Origin of the sequence: Bartonella sp. OT172YNZD (assembly GCF_042193725.1) — a bacterium.
Lineage (GTDB): Bacteria > Pseudomonadota > Alphaproteobacteria > Rhizobiales > Rhizobiaceae > Bartonella > Bartonella grahamii_A.
Genome location: NZ_JBHILZ010000006.1, coordinates 98,192 through 121,894, shown reverse-complemented (window position 1 = coordinate 121,894; position 23,703 = coordinate 98,192). Strand labels below are relative to the sequence as shown.

17 protein-coding genes, 1 tRNA gene and 1 pseudogene are annotated in these 23,703 nt (G+C 37.9%); 15 read left to right on the top strand and 4 right to left on the bottom strand.

Translation table 11 applies throughout. The annotated features are described in order from the left end of the window. The 13 genes and pseudogenes from ACFIJS_RS04000 to ACFIJS_RS03940 form a co-directional block, all read left to right on the top strand. A pseudogene (locus tag ACFIJS_RS04000) lies at nucleotides 1-63 on the top strand (elongation factor Tu); the annotation flags it as partial. Between the two features lie 47 nt (nucleotides 64-110). After that, nucleotides 111-186 (top strand) — tRNA-Trp (locus ACFIJS_RS03995). Nucleotides 187-390: 204 nt separating this feature from the next. Next, on the top strand, nucleotides 391-603 hold the full coding sequence (secE, locus tag ACFIJS_RS03990) for a preprotein translocase subunit SecE (RefSeq protein ID WP_375622764.1): 213 nt from the start codon (nucleotides 391-393) through the stop codon (nucleotides 601-603). A 20-nt stretch (nucleotides 604-623) separates the two neighbouring features. Further along, nucleotides 624-1,154, top strand: coding sequence for a transcription termination/antitermination protein NusG (gene nusG / locus ACFIJS_RS03985; protein WP_375622762.1), 531 nt, complete (start codon nucleotides 624-626; stop codon nucleotides 1,152-1,154). A 149-nt stretch (nucleotides 1,155-1,303) separates the two neighbouring features. Further along, on the top strand, nucleotides 1,304-1,732 hold the full coding sequence (rplK, locus tag ACFIJS_RS03980) for a 50S ribosomal protein L11 (protein ID WP_375616770.1): 429 nt from the start codon (nucleotides 1,304-1,306) through the stop codon (nucleotides 1,730-1,732). A gap of 4 nt (nucleotides 1,733-1,736) precedes the next feature. Further along, entirely contained in the window at nucleotides 1,737-2,441 is a 705-nt protein-coding gene (rplA, locus tag ACFIJS_RS03975; protein ID WP_375650179.1) for a 50S ribosomal protein L1, read from the top strand. Nucleotides 2,442-2,798: 357 nt separating this feature from the next. After that, nucleotides 2,799-3,317 (top strand): 50S ribosomal protein L10, encoded by a 519-nt coding sequence (gene rplJ, locus ACFIJS_RS03970; RefSeq protein WP_375650178.1) that lies wholly within the window; start codon nucleotides 2,799-2,801, stop codon nucleotides 3,315-3,317. A 101-nt stretch (nucleotides 3,318-3,418) separates the two neighbouring features. Then, nucleotides 3,419-3,790 carry a 50S ribosomal protein L7/L12 gene (gene rplL, locus ACFIJS_RS03965; RefSeq protein WP_012755028.1) on the top strand — a complete coding sequence of 124 codons (372 nt, stop codon included), beginning with the start codon at nucleotides 3,419-3,421 and terminating at the stop codon, nucleotides 3,788-3,790. Between the two features lie 291 nt (nucleotides 3,791-4,081). Next, nucleotides 4,082-8,230 carry a DNA-directed RNA polymerase subunit beta gene (gene rpoB, locus ACFIJS_RS03960; RefSeq protein WP_375622756.1) on the top strand — a complete coding sequence of 1,383 codons (4,149 nt, stop codon included), beginning with the start codon at nucleotides 4,082-4,084 and terminating at the stop codon, nucleotides 8,228-8,230. 172 nt (nucleotides 8,231-8,402) lie between these two features. Then, nucleotides 8,403-12,614 carry a DNA-directed RNA polymerase subunit beta' gene (gene rpoC, locus ACFIJS_RS03955; protein ID WP_375650176.1) on the top strand — a complete coding sequence of 1,404 codons (4,212 nt, stop codon included), beginning with the start codon at nucleotides 8,403-8,405 and terminating at the stop codon, nucleotides 12,612-12,614. A gap of 554 nt (nucleotides 12,615-13,168) precedes the next feature. Continuing rightward, a complete protein-coding gene (locus tag ACFIJS_RS03950) occupies nucleotides 13,169-13,555 on the top strand; it encodes a MerR family DNA-binding transcriptional regulator (protein WP_012755031.1) in 387 nt (128 codons plus the stop codon). A 209-nt stretch (nucleotides 13,556-13,764) separates the two neighbouring features. Next, a complete protein-coding gene (locus ACFIJS_RS03945; RefSeq protein WP_375650173.1) occupies nucleotides 13,765-14,454 on the top strand; it encodes a nitroreductase in 690 nt (229 codons plus the stop codon). A 344-nt stretch (nucleotides 14,455-14,798) separates the two neighbouring features. After that, nucleotides 14,799-16,190 carry an L-serine ammonia-lyase gene (locus ACFIJS_RS03940; protein ID WP_375650171.1) on the top strand — a complete coding sequence of 464 codons (1,392 nt, stop codon included), beginning with the start codon at nucleotides 14,799-14,801 and terminating at the stop codon, nucleotides 16,188-16,190. 1,825 nt (nucleotides 16,191-18,015) lie between these two features. On the opposite strand, the gene ACFIJS_RS03935 is transcribed toward ACFIJS_RS03940, so the two are convergent. Together ACFIJS_RS03935 and ACFIJS_RS03930 are read right to left on the bottom strand one after the other, a co-directional pair. Then, nucleotides 18,016-18,294, bottom strand: coding sequence for a hypothetical protein (locus tag ACFIJS_RS03935; RefSeq protein WP_375650169.1), 279 nt, complete (start codon nucleotides 18,292-18,294; stop codon nucleotides 18,016-18,018). A 32-nt stretch (nucleotides 18,295-18,326) separates the two neighbouring features. Continuing rightward, nucleotides 18,327-19,676, bottom strand: coding sequence for a D-alanyl-D-alanine carboxypeptidase (locus ACFIJS_RS03930; protein ID WP_375650167.1), 1,350 nt, complete (start codon nucleotides 19,674-19,676; stop codon nucleotides 18,327-18,329). A 231-nt stretch (nucleotides 19,677-19,907) separates the two neighbouring features. Between ACFIJS_RS03930 and clpS the strand changes: the two genes are divergently transcribed. Continuing rightward, complete coding sequence (clpS, locus tag ACFIJS_RS03925; protein ID WP_375650165.1) at nucleotides 19,908-20,279, top strand: ATP-dependent Clp protease adapter ClpS; 372 nt, start codon at nucleotides 19,908-19,910, stop codon at nucleotides 20,277-20,279. Nucleotides 20,280-20,285: 6 nt separating this feature from the next. Beyond that, entirely contained in the window at nucleotides 20,286-22,637 is a 2,352-nt protein-coding gene (clpA, locus tag ACFIJS_RS03920; protein ID WP_375650162.1) for an ATP-dependent Clp protease ATP-binding subunit ClpA, read from the top strand. Between the two features lie 7 nt (nucleotides 22,638-22,644). Here clpA and ACFIJS_RS03915 read toward each other — a convergent pair whose 3' ends face one another. Both ACFIJS_RS03915 and ACFIJS_RS03910 read right to left on the bottom strand, forming a co-directional pair. Further along, nucleotides 22,645-23,067: an HIT family protein gene (locus ACFIJS_RS03915; protein ID WP_375650160.1), complete on the bottom strand. Its 423-nt coding sequence runs from the start codon at nucleotides 23,065-23,067 to the stop codon at nucleotides 22,645-22,647. Between the two features lie 134 nt (nucleotides 23,068-23,201). Beyond that, on the bottom strand, nucleotides 23,202-23,663 hold the full coding sequence (locus ACFIJS_RS03910) for a RidA family protein (protein WP_375650157.1): 462 nt from the start codon (nucleotides 23,661-23,663) through the stop codon (nucleotides 23,202-23,204). Nucleotides 23,664-23,703 lie beyond the last annotated feature (40 nt).

Genomic DNA, 23,703 nt, shown 5'->3' with positions numbered 1-23,703 from the left:
TTTGCTATTCGTGAAGGTGGTCGTACTGTTGGTGCCGGTATCGTCTCTAAGATCATTGAATAAATAATGCTTGTTGAAGGGATGTTAAAAGTGTTTTAGTTTTGAGAGTTAGGGGTATAGCTCAGTTGGTAGAGCGGCGGTCTCCAAAACCGCAGGTCGCGGGTTCAATTCCTGCTGCCCCTGCCAAAGGGGAATAGAATTTTACATATAAGGGAGTGGGTTTTGCTGCCTTTTTCGCTTTTTTTGATATAGGGCTTGTTTTTTTATGTGTGAAACGGTATTGAATAGGAAGTAAGGAAATTACATAAGTCTGAAAGTTGGCTTTTGTATTTTATCCTGTTCATTTTGTTGTATAAAAAACAATAGGGCTAGAGAGAGTATAGTGTGACGATGGCGTCTAAAACCAATCCAATTATCTTTTTGAAGCAGGTTTATGCAGAAACAATTAAAGTGAAATGGCCTACACGTCGTGAGACGGTTATTTCTACTGTTATGGTTTTGTTGGTAACTGCATTGGCTTCAGCTTTCTTTTTTATTGTAGATCAGGTTATGCATTTTGGTGTTTGGCGGGTTATTGATCTTCTGAAATATCTTTTTAGTTGAGAATGTAAGGAAGTGTGACTGTGGCAGCTCGTTGGTATATTGTTCAGGCATATTCAAATTTTGAAAAGAAAGTAGCGGAAGCTATTGATAAGGAGGTAAAGCAAAAAGGACTTGATCATCTTTTTGAAAAGATTTTTGTTCCAACAGAGCGTGTTGTAGAGGTTCGTCGGGGACGCAAAGTTGATACTGAGCGAAAATTTTTTCCTGGTTACGTTCTTGTTCGTGCTGAGTTAACAGATGAAGTTTATCATCTTATTAAGAATACGCCTAAAGTGACAGGTTTTTTAGGATCGGATGCGCGTCCTGTTCCCATTTCTGATCGAGAGGTTGAGCAAATTCTCAAACAAGTTCAGGAAAGGGTTGAGTCTCCAAAGTCCTCTGTATTGTTTGAGATTGGAGAGCAAGTTCGCGTTGCTGATGGTCCTTTTGTCTCATTTAATGGAATTGTTCAAGAGGTTGAAGAAGAGCGCTCTCGTCTTAAGGTTGAAGTGCTTATTTTTGGGCGTCCTACGCCTGTTGATTTGGAATTTGGTCAGGTTGAAAAACTCTGATTGAGCTTAGAGTATTTTTAATTACTTTAAGGAAGGAGTGGGAGGTGATTTATGGCTTTTGTCGGCTTAATGATCCGAACCACGTGACTGCAGCGGGTGGCGGGCAAGATAAATTGTCAGTATACCAGTGAAATTAAAGGCAGATTGTTATGGCAAAAAAAAGTATAGGTCAGCTTAAGTTGCAGGTTCCTGCAGGAGCTGCTACTCCATCTCCACCGATTGGTCCAGCTCTTGGGCAACGTGGTATTAATATCATGGAATTTTGTAAGGCGTTTAATGCAGCTACACAAGAAATGGAAAAGGGAGCACCGATTCCAGTTGTTATTACGTATTACCAAGATAAGTCTTTCACATTTTCTCTCAAGACGCCTCCTGTATCATTCTTTTTAAAGAAGGAAGCAAAACTGAAATCTGGTTCAAAAGAGCCTGGTAAAGTGTCTGTAGGAAGCATTTCTCGTGATAAAATTCGTTCGATTGCGGAATCAAAGATGAAAGATCTTAATGCGAATGATATTGAGGCAGCAATGCGTATGGTTGAAGGTTCTGCTCGCTCGATGGGCTTGGAAGTGGTGGGCTAATATTATGGCAAAAGTAGCAAAAAGAATAAAAAATATCCGAAAAGATATTGATTTTAATAAACTTTACGCTTTAAAAGATGCGGTTTCAATGGTTAAGGAGCGTGCAGTTGCTAAGTTTGATGAAACAATCGAAATTTCAATGAATTTGGGTGTTGATCCTCGTCATGCTGATCAAATGGTTCGAGGAGTTGCTCATTTGCCTAATGGAACGGGAAGAAATATTCGTGTTGCCGTTTTTGCTCGTGGAGATAAGGCTGAGGAAGCTAAGGCGGCAGGAGCTGATATTGTGGGAGCCGAAGATTTATTTGAAAGCATTAATGGAGGGACTATAGACTTTGATCGTTGTATTGCAACACCAGACATGATGCCTCTTGTTGGTCGTCTTGGTAAGATTCTTGGTCCACGGAGTTTGATGCCGAATCCGAAAGTTGGTACTGTAACACTTGATGTCGCCAGTGCTGTCAAAGCTTCTAAAGGTGGTGCTGTTGAGTTTCGTGTGGAAAAAGCTGGTATTGTGCATGCTGGTATTGGTAAAGCTTCTTTTGGTGTTGAAAAAATCGTAGAAAATATAAAAGCCTTTGCAAGTGCAGTTATTAAAGCTAAACCGCAAGGTGCAAAAGGTGAGTATATTAAGCGCGTTGCTGTTTCTTCGACTATGGGAATTGGTGTTAAAGTTGATCCAACAACGGTTCGTTCAGAGCTAGTATAAGCTGATTTATAATTTTGTTTTGGGGTATGTGAATATCAAAATTGTATTTAAAATGCTGGTTTTGATTAGCATTTAGTTATCTAAGCTTTATAGGGCTTAGGTTATACCGGAGAAATTCCGGAATATCCTGTCCGAGATTGTAGGTGATGCTTTTAAGTATCTTAATCAAAAAAAACCTGCATGAGACTGGGGTAAAAACTGAGAGTTAAAAGACTTAAAGGGTTTGAGCCAAGGTTGCCTTTGAACGCTGTGCGTGAAAAAGGGGACAGGATCTTCATCGGTGACATGAAGTATTTTATGTTATCAAAGGTAACCAACAGGTTTGTTTTAAGCAAATCTGTTAAATGGAGAGAGACATTGAATAGAGCGGAAAAACGCGAATTTGTTACATGGCTTAACGAGGCTTTTCGGAAGTCTGGTTCTGTTGTTGTTGCACATTATTCCGGTTTGACAGTTTCACAGATGAATGATCTGCGTTCGAAAATGGGTGAAGCTGGCGGTGCCGTTAAAGTCGCCAAAAACCGTCTTGCTAAAATCGCTCTTCAGGGCACGGAATCTGAATCGATAGTGGGTTTGTTTACTGGACAAACACTCATTGCTTATTCAGAAGATCCAATCACAGCACCAAAAGTTGCTGTTGATTTTGCGAAAAGCAATGACAAATTTGTCATCCTTGGCGGTTCAATGGGTGCAACAAGTTTAACTGTAGATGCTGTGAAGTCATTGGCTTCATTGCCTTCATTAAACGAGTTGCGTGCAAAACTTGTGGGTATGATTTCTACCCCTGCGACCCGTATTGCACAGGTTGTTAATGCCCCTGCTGGTCAGGTTGTACGTGTCATTGGAGCATATGCTCAGGAGGATAAGGCGGCTTGAGGCTGTTTATATTCACGTTTATGGAAGAGCTTTAATGCTTTTCTGTTTTTTTAAATAAGATTGAATAATGGTTCAAATCTTTTAATTGAAGGAATTTTAAAATGGCTGATCTAGAGAAGATCGTAGAAGACCTTTCTAATCTAACCCTTTTGGAGGCCGCTGAGCTTTCTAAGTTACTTGAAGAAAAGTGGGGAGTTTCGGCTGCTGCTCCTGTAGCTGTTGCTGCTGTTGCTGGTGCTGCTGCTCCAGCTGCTGAAGAAAAAACAGAATTTGATGTTATTCTTGTTGAAGGTGGTGCACAAAAAATTAATGTTATTAAGGAAGTTCGTGCTCTTACTGGACTTGGTCTTAAAGAAGCTAAAGATTTGGTTGAAGGAGCACCTAAGCCTATTAAAGAGGGTGCTTCTAAAGAAGAAGCAGAAAAAATTAAATCTCAACTTGAAGCTGCTGGTGCTAAAGTGGAACTTAAGTAAATTTAATTTTATCGGCGGGCATTTATGTTCGCCGATTTTCTTTCTCTTAATACAAAGAGGAAAAATAATGAGTAAAAAACCTTTTCCCAATGGTTTTGTAACAGTAATAGGATAGGTTTGGATTACTCGTCCCTTCATCATAGAGTCAAAGAGATAAATGGCTTATGTTGGTGGGGAAAGTTAATGGTACTCATTATTTGAGTGTCAAGTGAACTGGTCTGCATATGCAGGTTAATGATATAAGGCTTTCAAGGTTGGTCTACCTTGAAGAGTAAAGATCAAGGAGCGACGATGGCTCAGACTCACGCAATGATGTCTCAATTCAATGGTCGTAAGCGCGTACGCAAATTTTTTGGTAAGATTCCTGAAGTAGCAGAAATGCCGAATCTTATTGAAGTTCAAAAAGCGTCATATGATCAGTTTCTCATGGTTGAGGAACCGAAAGGTGGACGACCAGATGAAGGTTTGCAAGCTGTTTTTAAATCGGTTTTTCCTATTTCAGATTTTTCCGGTACAGCTATGCTTGAGTTTGTAGGTTATGAATTTGATTTACCAAAATTTGATGTTGAAGAGTGCCGTCAACGTGATTTAACTTATGCTGCCCCATTAAAGGTCATATTGCGTTTGATTGTTTTTGATGTTGATGAGGATACTGGCTCCAAAGATATCAAAGACATTAAAGAGCAAGGCGTTTATATGGGCGATATGCCTTTAATGACGACGAATGGTACCTTTATTATTAATGGTACGGAACGTGTTATTGTTTCTCAGATGCATCGTTCTCCTGGTGTCTTTTTTGACCATGATAAAGGAAAGTCCCATTCATCAGGAAAGCTTCTTTTTGCTGCTCGTGTTATTCCGTATCGTGGTTCTTGGCTTGATATTGAGTTTGATGCTAAGGACATCATTTATGCACGTATTGATCGACGGCGCAAGATTCCTGTTACTAGTCTTTTAATGGCATTAGGTATGGATGCGTCGGATATTTTATCGACGTTTTATGATAAAGTGACTTATGAGCGCGATGGAGAAGGATGGCGAGTTCCTTATTCTGTTGATCGCTTTAAAGGAATGAAGCTCATTTCTGACCTTATAGATGCAGATAGTGGTGAAGTTGTTGCGGAGGCTGGTAAAAAATTAACAGTTCGTACTGCAAAATCTTTGGCAGAAAAAGGGCTTAAAGCGGTTAAAGTTAGTGAAGATGATTTATTAGGTTGTTATCTAGCTGAAGATATCGTCAATTACGAAACAGGTGAAATCTACCTTGAAGCTGGTGATGAAATTGACGAAAAAGTATTAAAGGTTTTTCTTGATGTTAGTGCTGATCAGATCAATATCCTTGATATTGATCACATGAATATTGGCGCTTATATCCGCAATACTTTAAAGGTAGATAAAAATGAAAGTCGGCAGGATGCGTTATTTGATATTTACCGAGTGATGCGTCCAGGTGAGCCCCCAACAATCGATACAGCAGAAGCAATGTTCCATTCATTGTTTTTTGATCCAGAGCGTTATGATCTTTCGGCTGTTGGGCGTGTTAAGATGAATTTGCGTATGGATCTTGATTGTCCAGATACAGTTCGCATTTTACGCCAAGAGGATATTCTTGCTGTTGTTAAGATGTTGGTTGAATTGCGTGATGGTCGTGGTGAAATTGATGATATTGATAATCTTGGCAACCGTCGCGTTCGTTCCGTTGGGGAGTTGATGGAAAATCAATATCGCATTGGTCTTCTTCGTATGGAGCGTGCGATAAAAGAGCGTATGTCATCGGTTGAAATTGATACAGTTATGCCACAGGATTTGATCAATGCAAAGCCTGCAGCAGCAGCAGTTCGTGAGTTTTTTGGGTCTTCACAATTGTCGCAGTTTATGGATCAAACCAATCCATTGTCAGAAATTACCCATAAGCGCCGTCTTTCTGCTCTTGGTCCAGGTGGTTTGACTCGTGAACGTGCGGGTTTTGAGGTCCGTGACGTACATCCTACGCATTATGGTCGTATTTGTCCGATTGAAACACCAGAAGGTCCCAACATTGGTCTCATTAACTCCTTAGCAACATTTGCGCGAGTTAACAAATATGGCTTTATTGAAAGCCCATATCGAAAAATTATTGATGGAAAAGTTACAAAAGAAGTTATTTATCTTTCAGCGATGGAAGAAGCGAAGCATTATGTTGCTCAGGCTAATTCTTCATTAGATAGTGAAGGTCATTTTATAGAAGAGTTTGTTGTTTGCCGTCATGCTGGTGAAGTTTTAATGGCGCCGCGTGATCATGTCGATTTGATGGATGTTTCACCAAAACAGTTGGTTTCAGTTGCGGCAGCGCTTATTCCTTTTTTGGAAAATGATGATGCAAATCGTGCGCTTATGGGATCGAACATGCAGCGTCAGGCCGTTCCTCTTGTACGCGCTGAAGCGCCATTTGTTGGGACGGGGATGGAATCCATTGTTGCACGCGATTCAGGAGCTGCTGTGAGTGCAAAACGTAGTGGTGTTGTTGATCAAGTCGATGCTACCCGTATTGTTATCCGTGCAACAGAAGATTTAGATCCTTCAAAATCAGGCGTTGATATTTACCGCTTACAGAAATTTCAGCGTTCTAATCAGTCCACTTGTATTAATCAGCGTCCTCTTGTACATGTCGGTGATAGGGTAGAGAAAGGTGATATCATTGCAGATGGTCCATCCACGGATCTTGGTGATTTGGCTCTTGGGCGGAATGTTCTCGTAGCCTTTATGCCTTGGAATGGATACAATTATGAAGATTCTATTTTGTTATCCGAGCGCATTGTTGCTGATGATGTGTTTACTTCAATTCATATTGAAGAATTTGAAGTTGCAGCACGCGATACAAAACTTGGGCCTGAGGAAATTACGCGTGACATTCCTAATGTTGCAGAAGAAGCGTTAAGAAATCTTGATGAAGCTGGCATTATTTATATTGGTGCTGAAGTTCAACCAGGTGATATTTTAGTTGGAAAGATTACCCCAAAAGGTGAAAGTCCCATGACGCCGGAAGAAAAGCTTCTGCGTGCAATTTTTGGGGAAAAGGCATCCGATGTGCGTGATACTTCTATGCGTATGCCTCCTGGAACTTTTGGTACTGTTGTTGAAGTCCGCGTTTTTAATCGCCATGGCGTGGAAAAAGATGAACGTGCGATGGCAATTGAGCGAGAAGAGATTGAGCGTTTAGCAAAAGACCGTGATGATGAACAGTCTATTCTTGATCGCAATGTTTATGCGCGCCTTACTGATATGTTGACAGGTAAAATTGCTGTAGAAGGTCCGAAAGGATTTTCGGGCAGCAAAAAGCTTGATAGTACAGTAATGGGGCATTATCCACGATCCCAGTGGTGGCAATTTGCTGTTGAGGATGAAAAGCTTCAAAATGAAATTGAAGCCTTGCGCAAGCAATACGATGAATCAAAAGAAGCATTACAACGTCGCTTTATGGATAAAGTTGAAAAGGTCCAAAGAGGTGATGAAATGCCTCCTGGTGTCATGAAAATGGTGAAGGTTTTTGTGGCTGTGAAGCGCAAAATCCAACCAGGTGATAAGATGGCGGGACGTCATGGGAATAAGGGAGTTGTTTCACGTATTCTTCCCGTAGAAGATATGCCATTTCTTGAAGATGGGACCCATGCTGATATCGTCTTGAATCCGCTTGGTGTGCCTAGTCGTATGAATGTTGGACAAATTCTTGAGACGCATCTTGGTTGGGCATGTGCGGGGATGGGCAAGAAGATTGGTGATTTGTTAGAGTTGTATCAAGAGACTGGGGATATATTACCGTTGCGTCAGCGTATTGAAAATCTTATGCCTGATGATAATCATAATGAACCAGTTCGTCAGTATGATAATGAAAGCCTTTACAAATTGGCATTACAAATGAAGAAAGGGGTTTCAATTGCAACGCCTGTTTTTGATGGAGCACATGAGTCTGATATTAACATGATGCTGGAAGACGCAGGCTTAGATAGTTCAGGGCAGGTTACACTTTATGATGGTCGTACTGGGGAGCCTTTTGATCGTCCTGTAACGGTGGGATATATTTACATGTTGAAATTGCATCACCTTGTTGATGATAAGATTCATGCACGTTCTATAGGTCCCTATTCACTTGTTACGCAGCAGCCATTAGGAGGTAAGGCACAATTTGGTGGTCAGCGTTTTGGTGAAATGGAGGTTTGGGCACTTGAAGCTTATGGTGCTGCATACACTTTGCAGGAGATGCTAACAGTAAAATCAGATGATGTGGCTGGTCGAACGAAAGTCTATGAGGCGATTGTGCGTGGTGATGATACATTTGAGGCGGGTATACCCGAAAGCTTTAATGTGTTGGTAAAAGAAATGCGCTCCCTTGCTCTTAATGTGGAGCTTGATGATGCGCGTGAGCTTATTGCACAGCGAGCATTGTCTGATATAGCAGAATAATAATTCAAGGAGCGTACTAGAAAAAGGCTGCGCTCTGATTACTTTAAGAGGCTCAATAACCTTATTAAGGTTATACAGGTCGTTTTTAAAAGTAAATGTGTTTTAAAGAAGATCTGTTATAAAATAAATGAGATATTACAACAGGTTCTAAGAATCTTTGAAGGAGAACAGCATGAACCACGAGGTCATGAATCTTTTCAATCCTCAAGCGCCAGCGCAGACATTTGACTCTATTCGTATTTCTATTGCGAGTCCTGAGAAAATTTTGTCCTGGTCGTATGGTGAGATTAAGAAGCCTGAGACTATTAATTATAGGACTTTTAAACCAGAGCGTGATGGTCTTTTTTGTGCGCGTATATTTGGCCCTATTAAAGACTATGAATGTCTATGTGGCAAATATAAACGCATGAAGTATAAGGGCATTATTTGTGAAAAATGTGGTGTAGAGGTTACTCTTTCGCGTGTGCGTCGTGAGCGTATGGGGCATATTGAGCTTGCAGCTCCTGTTGCGCATATATGGTTTCTTAAATCATTACCAGGTCGTATTTCTACACTTTTAGATTTAACTTTAAAAGATATTGAGCGGGTTCTTTATTTTGAGAATTATATTGTAACCGAACCGGGATTGACATCTCTTAAGCTCCATCAGCTTCTTTCTGAAGAAGAATATATGCTTGCTATTGATGAGTTTGGAGAAGATCAGTTTACAGCTATGATTGGCGCTGAAGCTATTTACGAGCTTTTAGCTGGTATGGAGTTAAATAAAATCGCCAATGATTTGCGTCTCGAATTAGCTGAAACAACTTCAGAGTTAAAGCAGAAAAAATTGATTAAACGACTTAAAATCGTTGAAAATTTTCTTGAATCTGGAAATAAGCCAGAGTGGATGATTATGAAAACAATTCCGGTTATTCCACCGGATTTGCGTCCATTGGTTCCACTTGATGGTGGGCGTTTTGCAACATCAGATCTGAATGATCTTTATCGGCGTGTTATTAATCGTAATAACCGCTTGAAACGGCTGATTGAATTGCGTGCTCCTGGAATTATCGTGCGCAATGAAAAGCGTATGGTACAAGAAGCTGTTGATGCATTGTTTGATAATGGACGGCGTGGGCGTGTGATTACTGGAGCCAATAAACGTCCTCTCAAGTCTCTATCAGATATGTTGAAGGGCAAGCAAGGGCGGTTTCGTCAGAACTTACTTGGGAAGCGTGTTGATTACTCAGGGCGTTCTGTTATCGTGACGGGTCCTGAATTAAAATTGCATCAATGTGGTCTTCCCAAAAAAATGGCTCTTGAATTATTTAAGCCTTTTATTTATGCGCGGCTTGATGCAAAAGGCTATTCATCAACGGTAAAGCAGGCAAAGAAGCTTGTTGAAAAAGAACATCCAGAAGTTTGGGATATCTTGGATGAGGTTATTCGTGAACACCCTGTTTTACTCAACCGTGCGCCGACATTGCACCGTTTGGGGATTCAGGCTTTTGAACCTATCTTAATTGAAGGCAAAGCTATTCAACTTCATCCACTGGTGTGTACCGCTTTTAATGCGGATTTTGATGGAGATCAGATGGCGGTTCACGTTCCACTTTCTCTTGAAGCACAGCTTGAAGCCCGTGTTTTGATGATGTCGACCAATAATATTCTTCATCCGGCCAATGGTGCCCCCATTATTGTTCCCTCACAGGATATGGTTCTTGGTCTTTACTATCTTTCAATTGTTTCTGAAAAAGAACCGGGTGAAGGAATGGCTTTTTCTGATATAGGTGAGCTTCATTATGCCTTGGAAAATAAGGTTGTAACGCTTCATACGAAGATTAAAGGCCGTGTTAAGAATATCGGTAAGGATGGAAAAGAAGTTTCTAAACTTTATGATACGACACCTGGTCGTTTGATTATCGGTGAGCTTTTGCCAAGAAATTCGGATATCTCATTTGATATTGTTAATCAAGAAATGACGAAAAAGAACATTTCTAAAATGATTGATCATGTTTATCGGCACTGTGGACAAAAAGAGACGGTTATTTTTTGTGACCGTATTATGCAGCTTGGCTTTTCTTATGCTTGTCGTGCAGGAATTTCATTCGGTAAGGATGATATGGTTATTCCTGATAGTAAGTCGCGTTTAGTTGCAGAGACAGAAGCTTTGGCTAAGGAGTACGAACAGCAATATAATGATGGTTTGATTACACAAGGTGAAAAATACAATAAGGTTGTAGATGCTTGGGGTAAATGTACAGATCGCGTTGCAGATGAAATGATGAAACGTATTCAAGCCGTTGATTTTGATCCTAAAACAGGTCGTCAACGGCCGATGAATTCGATCTATATGATGTCGCATTCTGGTGCACGTGGTTCTGCTAACCAGATGAGACAATTGGCCGGTATGCGTGGATTAATGGCAAAACCATCGGGCGAAATTATTGAAACTCCTATTATTTCAAATTTTAAAGAAGGTCTAACTGTTAATGAATATTTCAATTCTACGCATGGTGCACGTAAAGGACTTGCTGATACTGCGTTAAAGACGGCGAACTCTGGTTATTTAACACGGCGTCTTGTTGATGTTGCACAGGATGCTATTATTTCAGCAGTTGATTGTGGTACCGCAAAAGGGCTTACTATGCAGCCAATTGTTGATGCAGGACAAATTGTTGCTTCCCTTGGACAAAGAATTCTTGGTCGTACAGCGCTTGTTGATATTCTACATCCTGTCTCTGGAGAGGTTATCCTTGAAGGTGGAGCAATGATTGAGGAATCTGATGTCGCGAAGATTGAAGAAGCTGGGATTCAATCTGTTCAAATTCGTTCTGCTTTAACATGTGAAACACGTCTTGGTGTTTGTGCAAAATGCTATGGTCGTGATTTGGCACGTGGAACACCTGTTAATCAGGGAGAAGCCGTTGGTGTTATTGCTGCTCAATCCATTGGTGAGCCGGGAACACAGCTTACTATGCGTACTTTCCACTTAGGAGGAACTGCTCAGGTTGTTGATTCGTCGTATTTAGAGGCATCTTATGAAGGTAAGGTGGAGATTCGTAATCGTAATGTGGTTCGTAACTCTGAAGGCCATTTGGTTGTTATGGGGCGTAATATGGCTATCCTTATCAAGGATGAGTTAGGAAAAGAGCGCGTTGTACATCGTGTTAGCTATGGTGCTCATATTTTTGTTGATGATGGTGATGTGGTTAAACGTGGACAACGTATAGCAGAGTGGGATCCTTACACCCGTCCGATTTTAACAGAAGTTGAAGGCTATGTGGGTTTTGAAGATATGATTGATGGTTTATCTGTCACTGAAACAGCTGATGAATCTACGGGTATTACGAAGCGTTTGGTGATTGATTGGCACGCTAATCCACGTGGTGCGGATCTTAAACCAGCCATTATTATCCACGCAGATAAAGAGGGTGAATCCATTGCTAAGTTGTATAAGGGAGGTGAAGCCCGTTATATGATGTCAGTGGAAACTATTCTTTCTGTTGAGCTTGGTGCTCATGTTAAGGCTGGTGATGTTATTGCTCGTTTGCCAATGGAGAGTGCTAAGACGAAAGATATTACGGGTGGTTTACCACGTGTGGCTGAGCTTTTTGAAGCCCGTCGTCCAAAGGATCATGCGATTATTGCTGAAGTAAGTGGCACGATTCGATTCGGCCGTGGTTATAAAAATAAACGTCGTATCATTATTGAACCAAATGATGAAACTCTTGAGGCAGTAGAATATTTGATTCCAAAAGGTAAGTTGTTTCACTTCCAAGAAGGTGATCAAATTGAAAAGGGAGATTATATCCTTGATGGTAATCCAGCACCTCATGATATCTTGGCGATTAAGGGGGTTGAAGCTTTGGCATCTTATCTTGTTAATGAGATTCAGGAGGTTTATCGTTTGCAGGGAGTTCTTATTAATGACAAGCACATTGAAGTGATTGTTCGTCAAATGTTGCAAAAAGTTGAAATTACTGAATCTGGAGATTCTGGTTATATTCCAGGTGATAATGTTGATCGTATTGAACTTGATGAAATCAATGATAATTTGATTGCAGAAGGGAAGAAACCTGCATCTGGTAATCCCATTCTTCTTGGAATTACAAAAGCTTCTCTTCAAACGCCTTCTTTCATTTCGGCGGCATCGTTTCAGGAAACAACACGTGTTCTTACTGAAGCAGCAGTTTCTGGTAAAATTGATACTTTGCAAGGACTTAAAGAGAACGTTATTGTCGGTCGTCTTATTCCAGCAGGTACGGGTGGTACGATTTCTCAAATCCGTCGTATTGCTGCAGTTCGTGATGATTTGATTGTAGATGAGCAGCGTAAGTCTAGTAATAACGAAGTGGCTAAGGCTATGTTGACAAATATGACAACCCAAGCAATTGCTGAATAATTTAAATACAACATCACATAATATAAAAACGTCTGAATAGAAAGTTCAGACGTTTTTATATCTCGAAATGCAGAAGTTATATATTTTCTTGAAAAATAGCAAAACTTATAAGGCGATAGTTATTTTAAACATCTTTAGTAGCTTATTGTTTTGTAATAATGCTTATCGTTTTTGTTAGTTTATTTTAAAGTTTCTTAATTTCTAAAAGCAATATAGAATTTTTCCAAAATATGTAAAATTCAAAAGCCATATTCAAGGAAAAGAGTTGATTATCTACAAATCAAATCTTGTTTTAATGATTGATTTTGAATTTTAGAAAAATTGTTGATTGATATCTTCTATAAAGATTTAAAAGGACTTATAATGAAAGACCAATGGTCTTTTCTGTAATCTAAAAAATAATTGATTCTCTCCTATACAATACTTGTATGACAAGAATGTATTTTCTTCTAAATTAGAATTCAGGAAAGTAGTGATTAGGGTGCTCACTAAGTGTTATAAAAAAATAGACATGCTTCTTATAACAATGTGATCTATGAAGACAGAATGATAAAATGTACGAATATTATTCAATTGGAAAATTAACACGTGAGTTTTCAATAACAGCTCGGACTTTGCGTTATTATGAAGAAGAGGGACTTCTTATCCCTTTTCGGCGTGGAAATACACGGCTTTATACACAAACGGATCGTCATAAGTTAAAACAAATACTGCGTGCTAAAAGAGTTAAATTTTCGTTGTCTGAAATATCTGATATGTTGACAATGGTTGGAAAACCTCCTGATGATGAGAAAAAGCTTAAGAAATTAATTGCAGGAATTCATAAAAAACGAGCTGATTTAAAGCAGATGCAGCATGATATTGATGATCTTCTACAGGATTTAGAACGAATTGAGGAGAGTTTTTTTGAGAGCTTAGCGGAGTTGGGGGTTAATCATTGATTATAAAATTTATTTTATCTGCTTTTAGACAATTTTCTTTCTATTAAAAGAGATAGGTTATACTATCTCTAAGGGGAATCTTTAACACTGCGTGAAATGTGTAAGTCATTTAAAGAAATAGAGTGTTCGAAAAAATCTGCTAAGATATTTTCGCAGTATATTGTCCTTGATAAGCAAAAAAATTCTTTTTCATAAAGAAAGTAAAAACAATGGCAGTTTCTCCTATGAGTGTTTTTCAATCTATTTTGTCACGAAAGTCAATTCGTGCTTTTACTGATCAGCCAGTTAGTTTGGAAACAATCAAAGAGATCTTAAAACTTGCAGCGCGTGCACCATCTGGAACAAATATTCAGCCATGGCAAGTGATTGTGCTTACAGGAAGTGTATTACAGAAAGTAGGGCAAGAGCTTTCACAACTTGTGCTTTCAGGTGTAAAAGGAGAGCGTGAATATAGTTATTATCCACGTCAGTGGCGTGAGCCTTATATTTCAAGGCGTCGAAAAGTTGGTTTTGATCTTTATCAGAGTCTTGGAATTCAAAAAGGTGATGAAGAAAAAATACTTCATCAAAAGGCGCGAAATTTTTTATTTTTTGATGCACCTGTAGGACTCTTATTTACAATGGATCACGACATGGAAATGGGGAGTTGGCTTGATTTGGGTATGTTTATGCAAACCATTATGTTAGCTGCACGTGGATTTGGATTAGATACCTGTCCTCAAGCTGCTTTTGCTGATTATCATAAACAGATTCGTACGCTTTTATCTATTCCTTCTGATCGTCATATTATCTGTGGTATGGCACTTGGTTATCGCGATATAAGTGCTCCAGAAAACAATTTTGAAACAGAACGAGAATCGTTAGAAAACTTTGTACGTTTCATTGAAACATATCCATAAAATGTTTTATATAATTAAGCATATGTTTTGAAGAATTTGGTGCATTATGAAAAATATTTCCGAGAAGAATTTCTTATTCTTATTGAATTTTAATATTGCATATTAACACTTATTTTACTACGTTTGGGACATTAAGAGCAGTGAATCTAGAGGCATTGTCCGTTTTTTGAAGGTTGGCTAATGGAAAACACTATAGAAAGAAAGTGTTGGGTGGTAGCAAGACGAGCGACATTCGTGTTTATTGCTGTCATTTTTTTAGTTTATCTCGCGATTTGATTTTAAACGGGACAAACGTTATGAAAAAGCATATATGCTCAAGCTGTACTATAGTTTTGAGGTGATACGTGTTTCTATCTGTTTTTGAGCTTTTTAAAATTGGGATTGGTCCTTCTAGCTCACATACGATGGGGCCGATGACAGCTGCTAATATGTTTTTGCAAAAGATAGGAGATTTTTCTCAGTCGTCTGATATTCAAGTTTCTCGTATACGTGTTTATCTTTATGGTTCTTTAGCTTTCACGGGTATTGGTCATGCAACAGATAGGGCTATCATATTAGGACTTTTAGGAGAAAAAGCTTCTACTGTTGATCCTGATAGCATGGGGGGGGTGTTAGAAAAAGTTATACATGAAAAAAAAGTGCAACCAGCAGGACATCCAGCTTATCAGTTTGATGTGCAAAGTGATCTTATTTTTGAACGAAAGAAAATCCTCCCTGGACATACAAATGGACTAGCCTTTGAAGGACTTAATACTGATGGGAATGTTCTGTTGCGGCAGATTTATTATTCTATCGGTGGTGGCTTTGTTGTGACTGAGGATGAATTAAGCCATATGAATGATAATATACAATCAGAAGCATTTGAGGTGCCATATCCATTTGATTCTGCTTGTACAATGTTATCAATGGCAGAACAGTCAGGACTTTCAATTGCTGAAATGAAGCGCTTAAATGAAGAAACACAGATAGAGCGTTTTTCTCTTGATACAGGGCTTGATGAAATTTTTTCAGCGATGACAAATTGCATTGATAGAGGTCTTTCACAAGAAGGTGAGTTGCCTGGTGGATTGCGTGTTCTAAGGCGTGCTAAAAAGCTGCATGAAACGCTTTTGGAAAATCAAAAGAAAAATCGTAATTATCCACTTTGGGCAAATGATTGGCTTTCGGTATATGCCATAGCAGTCAATGAGGAAAATGCAGCAGGTGGTCGTGTTGTTACAGCCCCAACAAATGGGGCAGCTGGTGTTGTCCCAGCAGTTTTGCGTTATTATCTTCAATTTAATGATGATTCAGATCGAGAGGGAATACATAATTTTCTATTAACGGCAGCAGCTATAGGCGGTGTTATCAAACATAATGCCTCTATTTCTGGTGCAGAAGTTGGGTGTCAAGGTGAAGTTGGAACGGCATCTTCAATGGCCGCAGCAGGGTTGACTGCAGCGTTAGGTGGAACACCAGCTCAAATTGAAAATGCGGCAGAAATTGCGCTTGAACATCATTTGGGGATGACATGTGATCCTGTTGCAGGTCTTGTACAAGTTCCTTGTATTGAGCGTAATGCAATGGGAGCTGTTAAGGCGGTAACGGCTTCTTCTCTTGCATTATATGGTAATGGAGATCATTTTGTTTCTCTTGATGCTTGTATAGAAACAATGCGCCAGACTGGTCATGATATGAGTGAACGCTATAAAGAGACAAGTAAAGGTGGTCTTGCAGTCAATGCAATATCTTGTTAGGAGCTGGAACATTTTTCAATCCATAACTGGACTTTTTGGAGAGGGATCGTATTTCCTGATAAAGCTTATATTTTTTTGTTACTTATAAATCAAAATTCCACTTTAATGCAGCAGCAGCTTGAAATAAATTTGAAGATGGTTCAGTGTTTTCTTAACGAATAATAGCTTTAGCATGAAAGTTTGGAGAGACAGTATTGTATATCTGTCTGATTTGTCTCTATAATGAGAAAAAACTCTAATTTGGAAAAAATAAAAAAGCGTAAAGTAAAATTAGTGATCAATCTGCCATTATTTTTTAGCTGGGTTTTATGGCTTTTAAAAGTTTCCATAGTCATATCTTTTAAGTAATGGAAGATTATGCCTGAGTATCCAAGGAAAATTTGTTTAAAATCTGAATAATTATGATGAGGAGAGAGAGTTTTAAAGATTTTAATTTTTTAAAAGTGAAGATTTTTTGGTACCTAGTATGATAAAAAATACCTTGAAGAAAAACACTAAATTACAATAATTAAGAGATATATTGGAAATATCTTTTTTATTTATAAATTCTGTACCGTCAAAAAATTAAAATGAATAATAACGTATACATTAAAAAATATTTATCAAAATTCTCATGAGAATAGAATGCACACGATAGAACGTTATCGTGTTATTCATTGATGAGTTTGTTTTTAAGAAATATCTCTCGACGCTCCCAAACTCATTTCGTGATGGCACCTGTGAATGGTATAACGGTAAATCCATTGAGCTGTCCCCATTCTTTATGCTTAATAAAAAGAATACGCTGGCACGATTACACACTTTGCTAGCTCCCCCTTGTACAGGGGACCAAAGTCCATTGGTATTTGAAACGGTTCATTATAGGCATTTTGAGTCTTTTTGGTATAGTTTCACGCCACACACTAATCTCACTCATAACATGCAAGAGAACGGTTTTGATTGATTCAACATAAACAGATTTCAAATAAGAGAATCTTACGATATTAGAAATTCTCATCTAACATGCAAAATAATGAACTATCTTTATAAATCAGCATCTTGCATATGAATAATATAATGTAAATTTTCCATGAATGGTATAAAATCTATAAAGTATTAGCATCTTTATTTATAAAGGAAGAAAACCAGCACTATCATCCTGTTTTCAACATTCAATACTACAAAAGATCTTAGTACTTGAAATGATTCATAAGAGATATTTTGATTCCTTTTTTTAATAGTTTATATGCTAATCTTGCTCGTGATGAGTAAGCGAACGATTTTGACTGATTCAATATAAGAAGGAAAATAAGAGAATTTTACGAAAATCTCTTATTGAATATGCAAAAAATAAATTTTAATTATAAATTAAAATCTTATGAAAATCCTTATCATGATATTTAATCTGATAATTTCTTTTACGTTTTTTCATCGATAGTATTTGTATTTTCCAATTTTGCTTTGTCTGTTGAAAGAAATACAAGTAAGGGGAGTTAGATTATTTTACAGCGTTTATGTTGTAGGGGAGATCGTTATTAAGAGGGACTTTCTATTGAACTTTTACAATAATCCTTAAAATGATAAGCTTTCATTGCAATGAAGCTATTTATTTTTTCCAGAAAGATATCAAGGATAATTTTTTATATTAAATCCAAAAGTGGAAAAATATTGGGTATTTTTTACGTCTTTAACAATGGTTTTATTGAAAGCTTGGAGGTATTGGATAGTTGGAAAAGCTGTCAGCACAATTCCATAATTTAAGAAAAAAGTACGTTTATCAAAGGGTTTTCTAAGGCTGTAGATAATGGTTAATAATAAAATAATTTTTTAGAGCTGGTCTATGGAATTAAATATTTGTTGCTCCTAGACGGATTTTAATAGGTACACTACCAGTTTGGCTTGCAACGCGTAAATGAATGCGTACAGGAGGCATTATGAGACGACGGTTGCGCATTGTTTGGCAAATGAGAAGGTTAACAAGAGATTGTGTATCTAATGCAGTTGAATTATATTTTAAACCAGTAAGTTTTGCAGCAGCATCGTGAAGAGAACGCAATGAAAGGAGGGATGATTGCTTCAATAAAATTTCTTTTTTATGAAATGAAGCAAAAGCATTATCTGTCATAATACTATCCTTAACACAGAATTTAAAAATTTTTAGTAGGCTACAGTATAGCAGTTAAAATTTGCTTTCTTTAATATAAAGCAAGCATCAAATGCATCTTTTTTTGATTGAAACCCCGTAAAGCGTGCTCGGTAATAACGCTGCCCACTTTTTTCAAACAGTTGCATGTGTGAAGATGCGTGCTTTAAAGTAGAAAAAGCTATGTTTTTTGCTTTTAAAAGTAGAGTTTTTGCTTGTTCTTCACTAGGAAGAGAACCAATTTGGATAGCCCATCCGGCATTTGCGGACAAAGAGGCTGTTACAATTTTATGAGTCTCAACCGGTATAGTTTTTTGAGGGTTTGGTATCGGTATAATTACCTTATTTACAGCCGTTATTGCGATATTGGAGTTTTTAGGTTGTTCTGCAAATGCTGTCAACATAGTCGAAATTTCATCATTAAAATTACTTGAATCAGCTTTAATGGTCGGTATAGGAGTATTAGCCCCAGTGGGTAAGTGATAGCGTACAGAAGCCATTAAACGTTCACCACTTTTCATTTGGTTTGCTTTGGGCAAATATTGATTCAATAAGCTAGCCATATGCTCGTCACGTGCAGTAGATGATTTACCTCCCATAACAACAGCGACAACAGAGCGCCCCTCAAGACGCATTGACGTTGCTAAATTAGAACCTGACATTTGTGTGTATCCTGTTTTAATTCCATCGACACCTTTCATTATTTTAACGAGTTTATTGTGGCTGTTAATTTTATGTCCACGGAAATTAAAACTTTTTGTTTTGAACAATTTATATTGTTTTGGAAAATGTTTACGTAAAGCTAATGATAAAGTCGCTATATCTCGTGCTGTAGAATAATTGTGCACATCCGGAAGTCCTGAAGCATTTGCGAAATGTGTATGTTTCATGCCAAGTTTACGAGCTTTTACTGTCATCATTTGAGCGAATTTCTTTTCACTACCTCCAAGATATTCTGCAATGGCAGCAGCAACATCATTTGCGGATCTTGTAATGAGTGCTTTAGCTGCTGATTCTGCAGAAATTGTTTGGCCTGCTTTAAAACCAATTTTTGTCGGTGGACGCGTTGCTGCATAATGTGAAACAGGAATTGGTGTATTTGGTGTCACACGACGCATCTGCATAGCTTCAAAGAGTAAGTACAATGTCATCATTTTTGTTAAAGAAGCAGGATAACGTTTCAGTGTTGCATTGGCTTGAAATAGAGTTTTCCCCGTAGTAGCATCTATAACAATAGCCGCATACTTATCAGGATAGGCTCCTTGAGGTGTGGCTGATGCCGAACAGTAAGAAAAAGCTAACATAACAAAAGAAATTGCTATTTTTTTACAGTAGCACATAATTTTTTGATCATTAATATACACTTGCAGTATCCTATTTCTCCATTTATTCTGAAAAACTTCTATAAAGTGTCCTTTTCTGTAATTTGTTGATGCAGTTTAGACGAATGGTATTACTAATTTGTTTACAGAAATTATTTTATGAGTGAGGGATTGAAGTCTAACCATAGAAAGAAATTTTTGTCTAATACATACAGGTATTGCAATAGTTATAAAAGAATTTAGAATAAAAAATATGCTGCATGGAAAACGCTAATGGGACAGACGCTCGTAATAAACTCTATAGCTCATATTATGCATAATGAAAAGGGCAAGAATTGGGATGAAGTTAGGCATGGTGCGGTTATAATGCCTAAGGCTAGAACAAAACTCGAAAAACCTAAATTATGTCGAGTTTTTTTGCTTAATGATGATTACACACCTATGGAATTCGTTGTTTTCGTTTTGAAGAACTTTTTTAAAAAAAGTTTTGAAGAGGCAACGCGGATAATGTTAACTGTTCATCACAGTGGGATAGGAGAATGTGGAACTTATACTTATGAAGTCGCTGAAATGAAAATATTACAAGTGAGAGAATGTGCGCGTCAAAATGAACATCCTTTACAATGTGTAATGGAATGGAAGTGAGGAATTATGCCGTCTTTTACACCTAGTCTTGAAGAGGTTTTGCATCGTGCATTAACAATTGCTACTCAAGCACGGCATGAATATGCAACATTAGAGCATCTTCTACTTGCGCTGTTAGATGATGCCGATGCAAATTCCGTTATTCAGGCTTGCCAGGTAGATGTGGAGGAATTGCGAGAGCGCTTAACCAATTATCTTCGCTCAGAGTTAGATGAACAGATTAGAGCTGATGAGGATACAAAGCCTACAGCTTTTTTCCAGCGTGTTATCCAACGTGCGGTGATTCATGCACAATCAGCTGGAAAAGATGAAGTATCGGGGGCAAATGTTCTTGTTGCAATTTTTTCTGAACGTGAAAGCCATGCAGCATATTTTCTTCAAGAGATGGGAATGACACGCTATGATGCTATACGTTTTATTTCACATGGTATTACGCGTGATGATGGGTTATCCATGTTACTTGAAGGACTTGAAGAGCAATTAGACCAGCAGATTTCGGATAATGTTGAAAGAGGAACAAGTATTTTAACGAATTATTGTGTTGATCTCAATTGTAAAGCACGTAATGGAAAAATTGATTTATTAATTGGCCGTGAAATAGAAATTTCACGCATGATTCAGATTTTATGTCGAAGGTCAAAAAACAATCCGCTTTTGGTTGGTGATCCTGGAGTGGGGAAAACCGCTATAATTGAGGGATTGGCAAAGCGCATTATTGATGAGCAAGTGCCTGAAGTTTTATCAAATGCAACAATATTTTCTCTTGATATGGGGGGACTTGTTGCTGGTACACGTTATCGCGGTGATTTTGAAGAACGCTTAAAGCAAGTTATTAAAGAGTTTGAGCTGTATCCGGATGCTATTTTATTTATTGATGAAATTCATACCTTAATTGGAGCAGGAGCGACATTAGGGGGAAATATGGATGCAGCAAATCTTTTAAAACCTGTATTATCTTCTGGAACTATGCGATGTATTGGTTCGACGACTTACAGAGAATATCGCAAATTCTTTGAACAAGATCGTGCTTTAGAGCGTCGTTTTCAGAAGATTGATATTAATGAACCTTCTATTACAGATGCGATTAAGATTTTGCAGGGGATGAAGCCTTACTTTGAAGATTTTCATCAGATTAAATATACAGATCAGGCGATGAAGGCATCCGTAGAATTATCTTCACGCTATATAATTGATCGTAGGTTACCTGACAAAGCAATTGATATTATTGATGAAAGTGGCGCAGCGCAAAAGCTTTTGCCACAAAAACAACGCAAGAAGAGTATAGGTGTTAAAGAAATTGAAGCGACTGTTGCTACAATTGCAAGAATTCCACCAAAAACAGTTTCTCGGAATGATCAGAAGATACTGAGTAAGCTTGAAAGAGAACTCAAACATGTTGTTTATGGGCAAGATCAGGCAATTTCCGTCTTAGTTTCATCCATAAAATTGGCGCGAGCAGGTTTACGCGAACCGGATAAACCAATAGGAAGTTATTTATTTTCAGGGCCAACAGGTGTGGGAAAAACTGAAGTTGCAAAACAGCTTGCATTATCTTTAGGCATTGAATTATTGCGTTTTGATATGTCAGAATATATGGAACGGCATACGATAGCACGTTTAATCGGAGCTCCTCCAGGTTATATAGGGTTTGATCAAGGAGGTCTCCTTACAGATGCAGTTGATCAGAAACCTCACGCAGTCCTATTGCTAGATGAGATTGAGAAAGCGCATCCAGAGTTATTTAATATTTTATTGCAGGTAATGGATTATGGTAGATTAACAGACCATAATGGTAAGAAAATTGATTTCCGTAATGTTATTTTGATTATGACAACCAATGCTGGTGCTTCAGATATGGCAAAATCAGCTATTGGATTTGGGAAAGTACATCGTGATGGTGAGGATATAGAAGCAATCAATCGGTTATTTACACCAGAATTTCGTAATCGGTTAGATGCAATTATTCCGTTTGCACCTTTATCTAACTTAATCATCAACCAGATAGTGCAAAAATTTATTTTTCAGCTTGAAGCACAATTAGCTGATCGGGGAATTTGTTTTGAATTAAGCCCTTCTGCAATTTTATGGCTTTCCAATAAAGGATATGATTCTCAGATGGGAGCACGCCCATTAGGGCGTGTTATACAAGAATATATTAAAAAGCCATTAGCTGATGAAATTTTATTTGGAAAGTTACGCAACGGTGGCATTGTTCGCGTATTGACACAAAAATCAAATGGCAAAAAAGAAAGCTTACAGTTAGAAATTTCATCTTCCAATATATCTGTAAGTTCAAAGAAAAGTAAAACGGAAAATTTTACAAAAAAACGTGTAGGAAAAAAAAGCAAAACAACTTAAGAGTGTGTTATAAGGCTGCACGGATTTTTTTTGCATTCTCTTCAAGTATTTCTGTAGGCGTTATCATATCATTATGAGGGGTAAGTTCTATTCCCTCCATACGTGGTATAATATGGAAATGGAGGTGATAAACGGTTTGTTGACTAGCTGCTTCATTAAATTGCATGACAGTTATGCCATCTGCTTGAAAGGCTTTTTTGACGGCATTTGCAATTTTTTGAACTGCTTTAATAACAGAAAATAATGTTTCAGTATCTGCATCAAGTAAGTTTCTAGAGCCTTTTTTAGGGATGACCAGCGTATGACCTGGTGCTTGTGGCATGATATCCATAAATCCAATAACATCATCATCTTCGTAGACACGAACAGAAGGGATTTCATTGCGAATCAATTTAGCAAAAATATTGTTATGATCATAAGCTTGTTTCATACAAATATTTCCTTTTATTGTAAGTTTAAAATTTTAATTTAAAAACGAAAAAATGCAAGGTTTATCAGAGTTTAAGACAAAGAAGTATTTTGACTTCAGTTATATTTAAGATGGTGCACTGTCTTAATGAAGGTTTAGATTTCTATGATGGCTTCAACTTCTACAGGAACATCCATAGGAAGAGAGGCAACACCAATAGCAGAACGGGCGTGTTTTCCAATTTCACCAAGGATATTGACGAATAAATTAGAAGCTCCATTGGCAACGAAAGGAATATCGGTAAAATGAGAATCTACAGCCACAAAAACAGTAATTTTTACCACACGTTTTATTTTATTTAAGTCACCCAGAGTTGCCTTGAGTTGAGCGAGAATATTAAGAGCACAAGCTTCGGATGCTTTTTGGGCTTGTTCGATATTCACAGTTGCACCAACTTTACCGATGGCTATTGGTTTTCCATTAATAAGAGGGAGTTGCCCAGAAATAAAGAGTTGATTGCCACTTTGTGAAGTAGTGATATAATTGGCAAGCGGAGAGATTACTTCAGGAAGAGTGATTCCGAACTTCTCTAAGTTTTTTTCAATCATATTGGTCATAATTTAAACTCCATAGCTGCTCTATAATACATTCATTGCA

Excerpts from the sequence above, each read along its gene's own strand:
- rpoC (WP_375650176.1), top strand. The coding sequence starts at position 8,403 with ATGAACCACGAGGTCATGAATCTTTTCAATCCTCAAGCGCCAGCGCAG.
- ACFIJS_RS03935 (WP_375650169.1), bottom strand. The coding sequence starts at position 18,294 with ATGACAGATAATGCTTTTGCTTCATTTCATAAAAAAGAAATTTTATTG.
- clpA (WP_375650162.1), top strand. The coding sequence starts at position 20,286 with ATGCCGTCTTTTACACCTAGTCTTGAAGAGGTTTTGCATCGTGCATTA.
- rplL (WP_012755028.1), top strand. The coding sequence starts at position 3,419 with ATGGCTGATCTAGAGAAGATCGTAGAAGACCTTTCTAATCTAACCCTT.
- ACFIJS_RS03950 (WP_012755031.1), top strand. The coding sequence starts at position 13,169 with ATGTACGAATATTATTCAATTGGAAAATTAACACGTGAGTTTTCAATA.
- ACFIJS_RS03910 (WP_375650157.1), bottom strand. The coding sequence starts at position 23,663 with ATGACCAATATGATTGAAAAAAACTTAGAGAAGTTCGGAATCACTCTT.
- secE (WP_375622764.1), top strand. The coding sequence starts at position 391 with ATGGCGTCTAAAACCAATCCAATTATCTTTTTGAAGCAGGTTTATGCA.
- rpoB (WP_375622756.1), top strand. The coding sequence starts at position 4,082 with ATGGCTCAGACTCACGCAATGATGTCTCAATTCAATGGTCGTAAGCGC.
- clpS (WP_375650165.1), top strand. The coding sequence starts at position 19,908 with ATGGGACAGACGCTCGTAATAAACTCTATAGCTCATATTATGCATAAT.
- rplK (WP_375616770.1), top strand. The coding sequence starts at position 1,304 with ATGGCAAAAAAAAGTATAGGTCAGCTTAAGTTGCAGGTTCCTGCAGGA.
- ACFIJS_RS03915 (WP_375650160.1), bottom strand. The coding sequence starts at position 23,067 with ATGAAACAAGCTTATGATCATAACAATATTTTTGCTAAATTGATTCGC.
- rplA (WP_375650179.1), top strand. The coding sequence starts at position 1,737 with ATGGCAAAAGTAGCAAAAAGAATAAAAAATATCCGAAAAGATATTGAT.
- ACFIJS_RS03945 (WP_375650173.1), top strand. The coding sequence starts at position 13,765 with ATGGCAGTTTCTCCTATGAGTGTTTTTCAATCTATTTTGTCACGAAAG.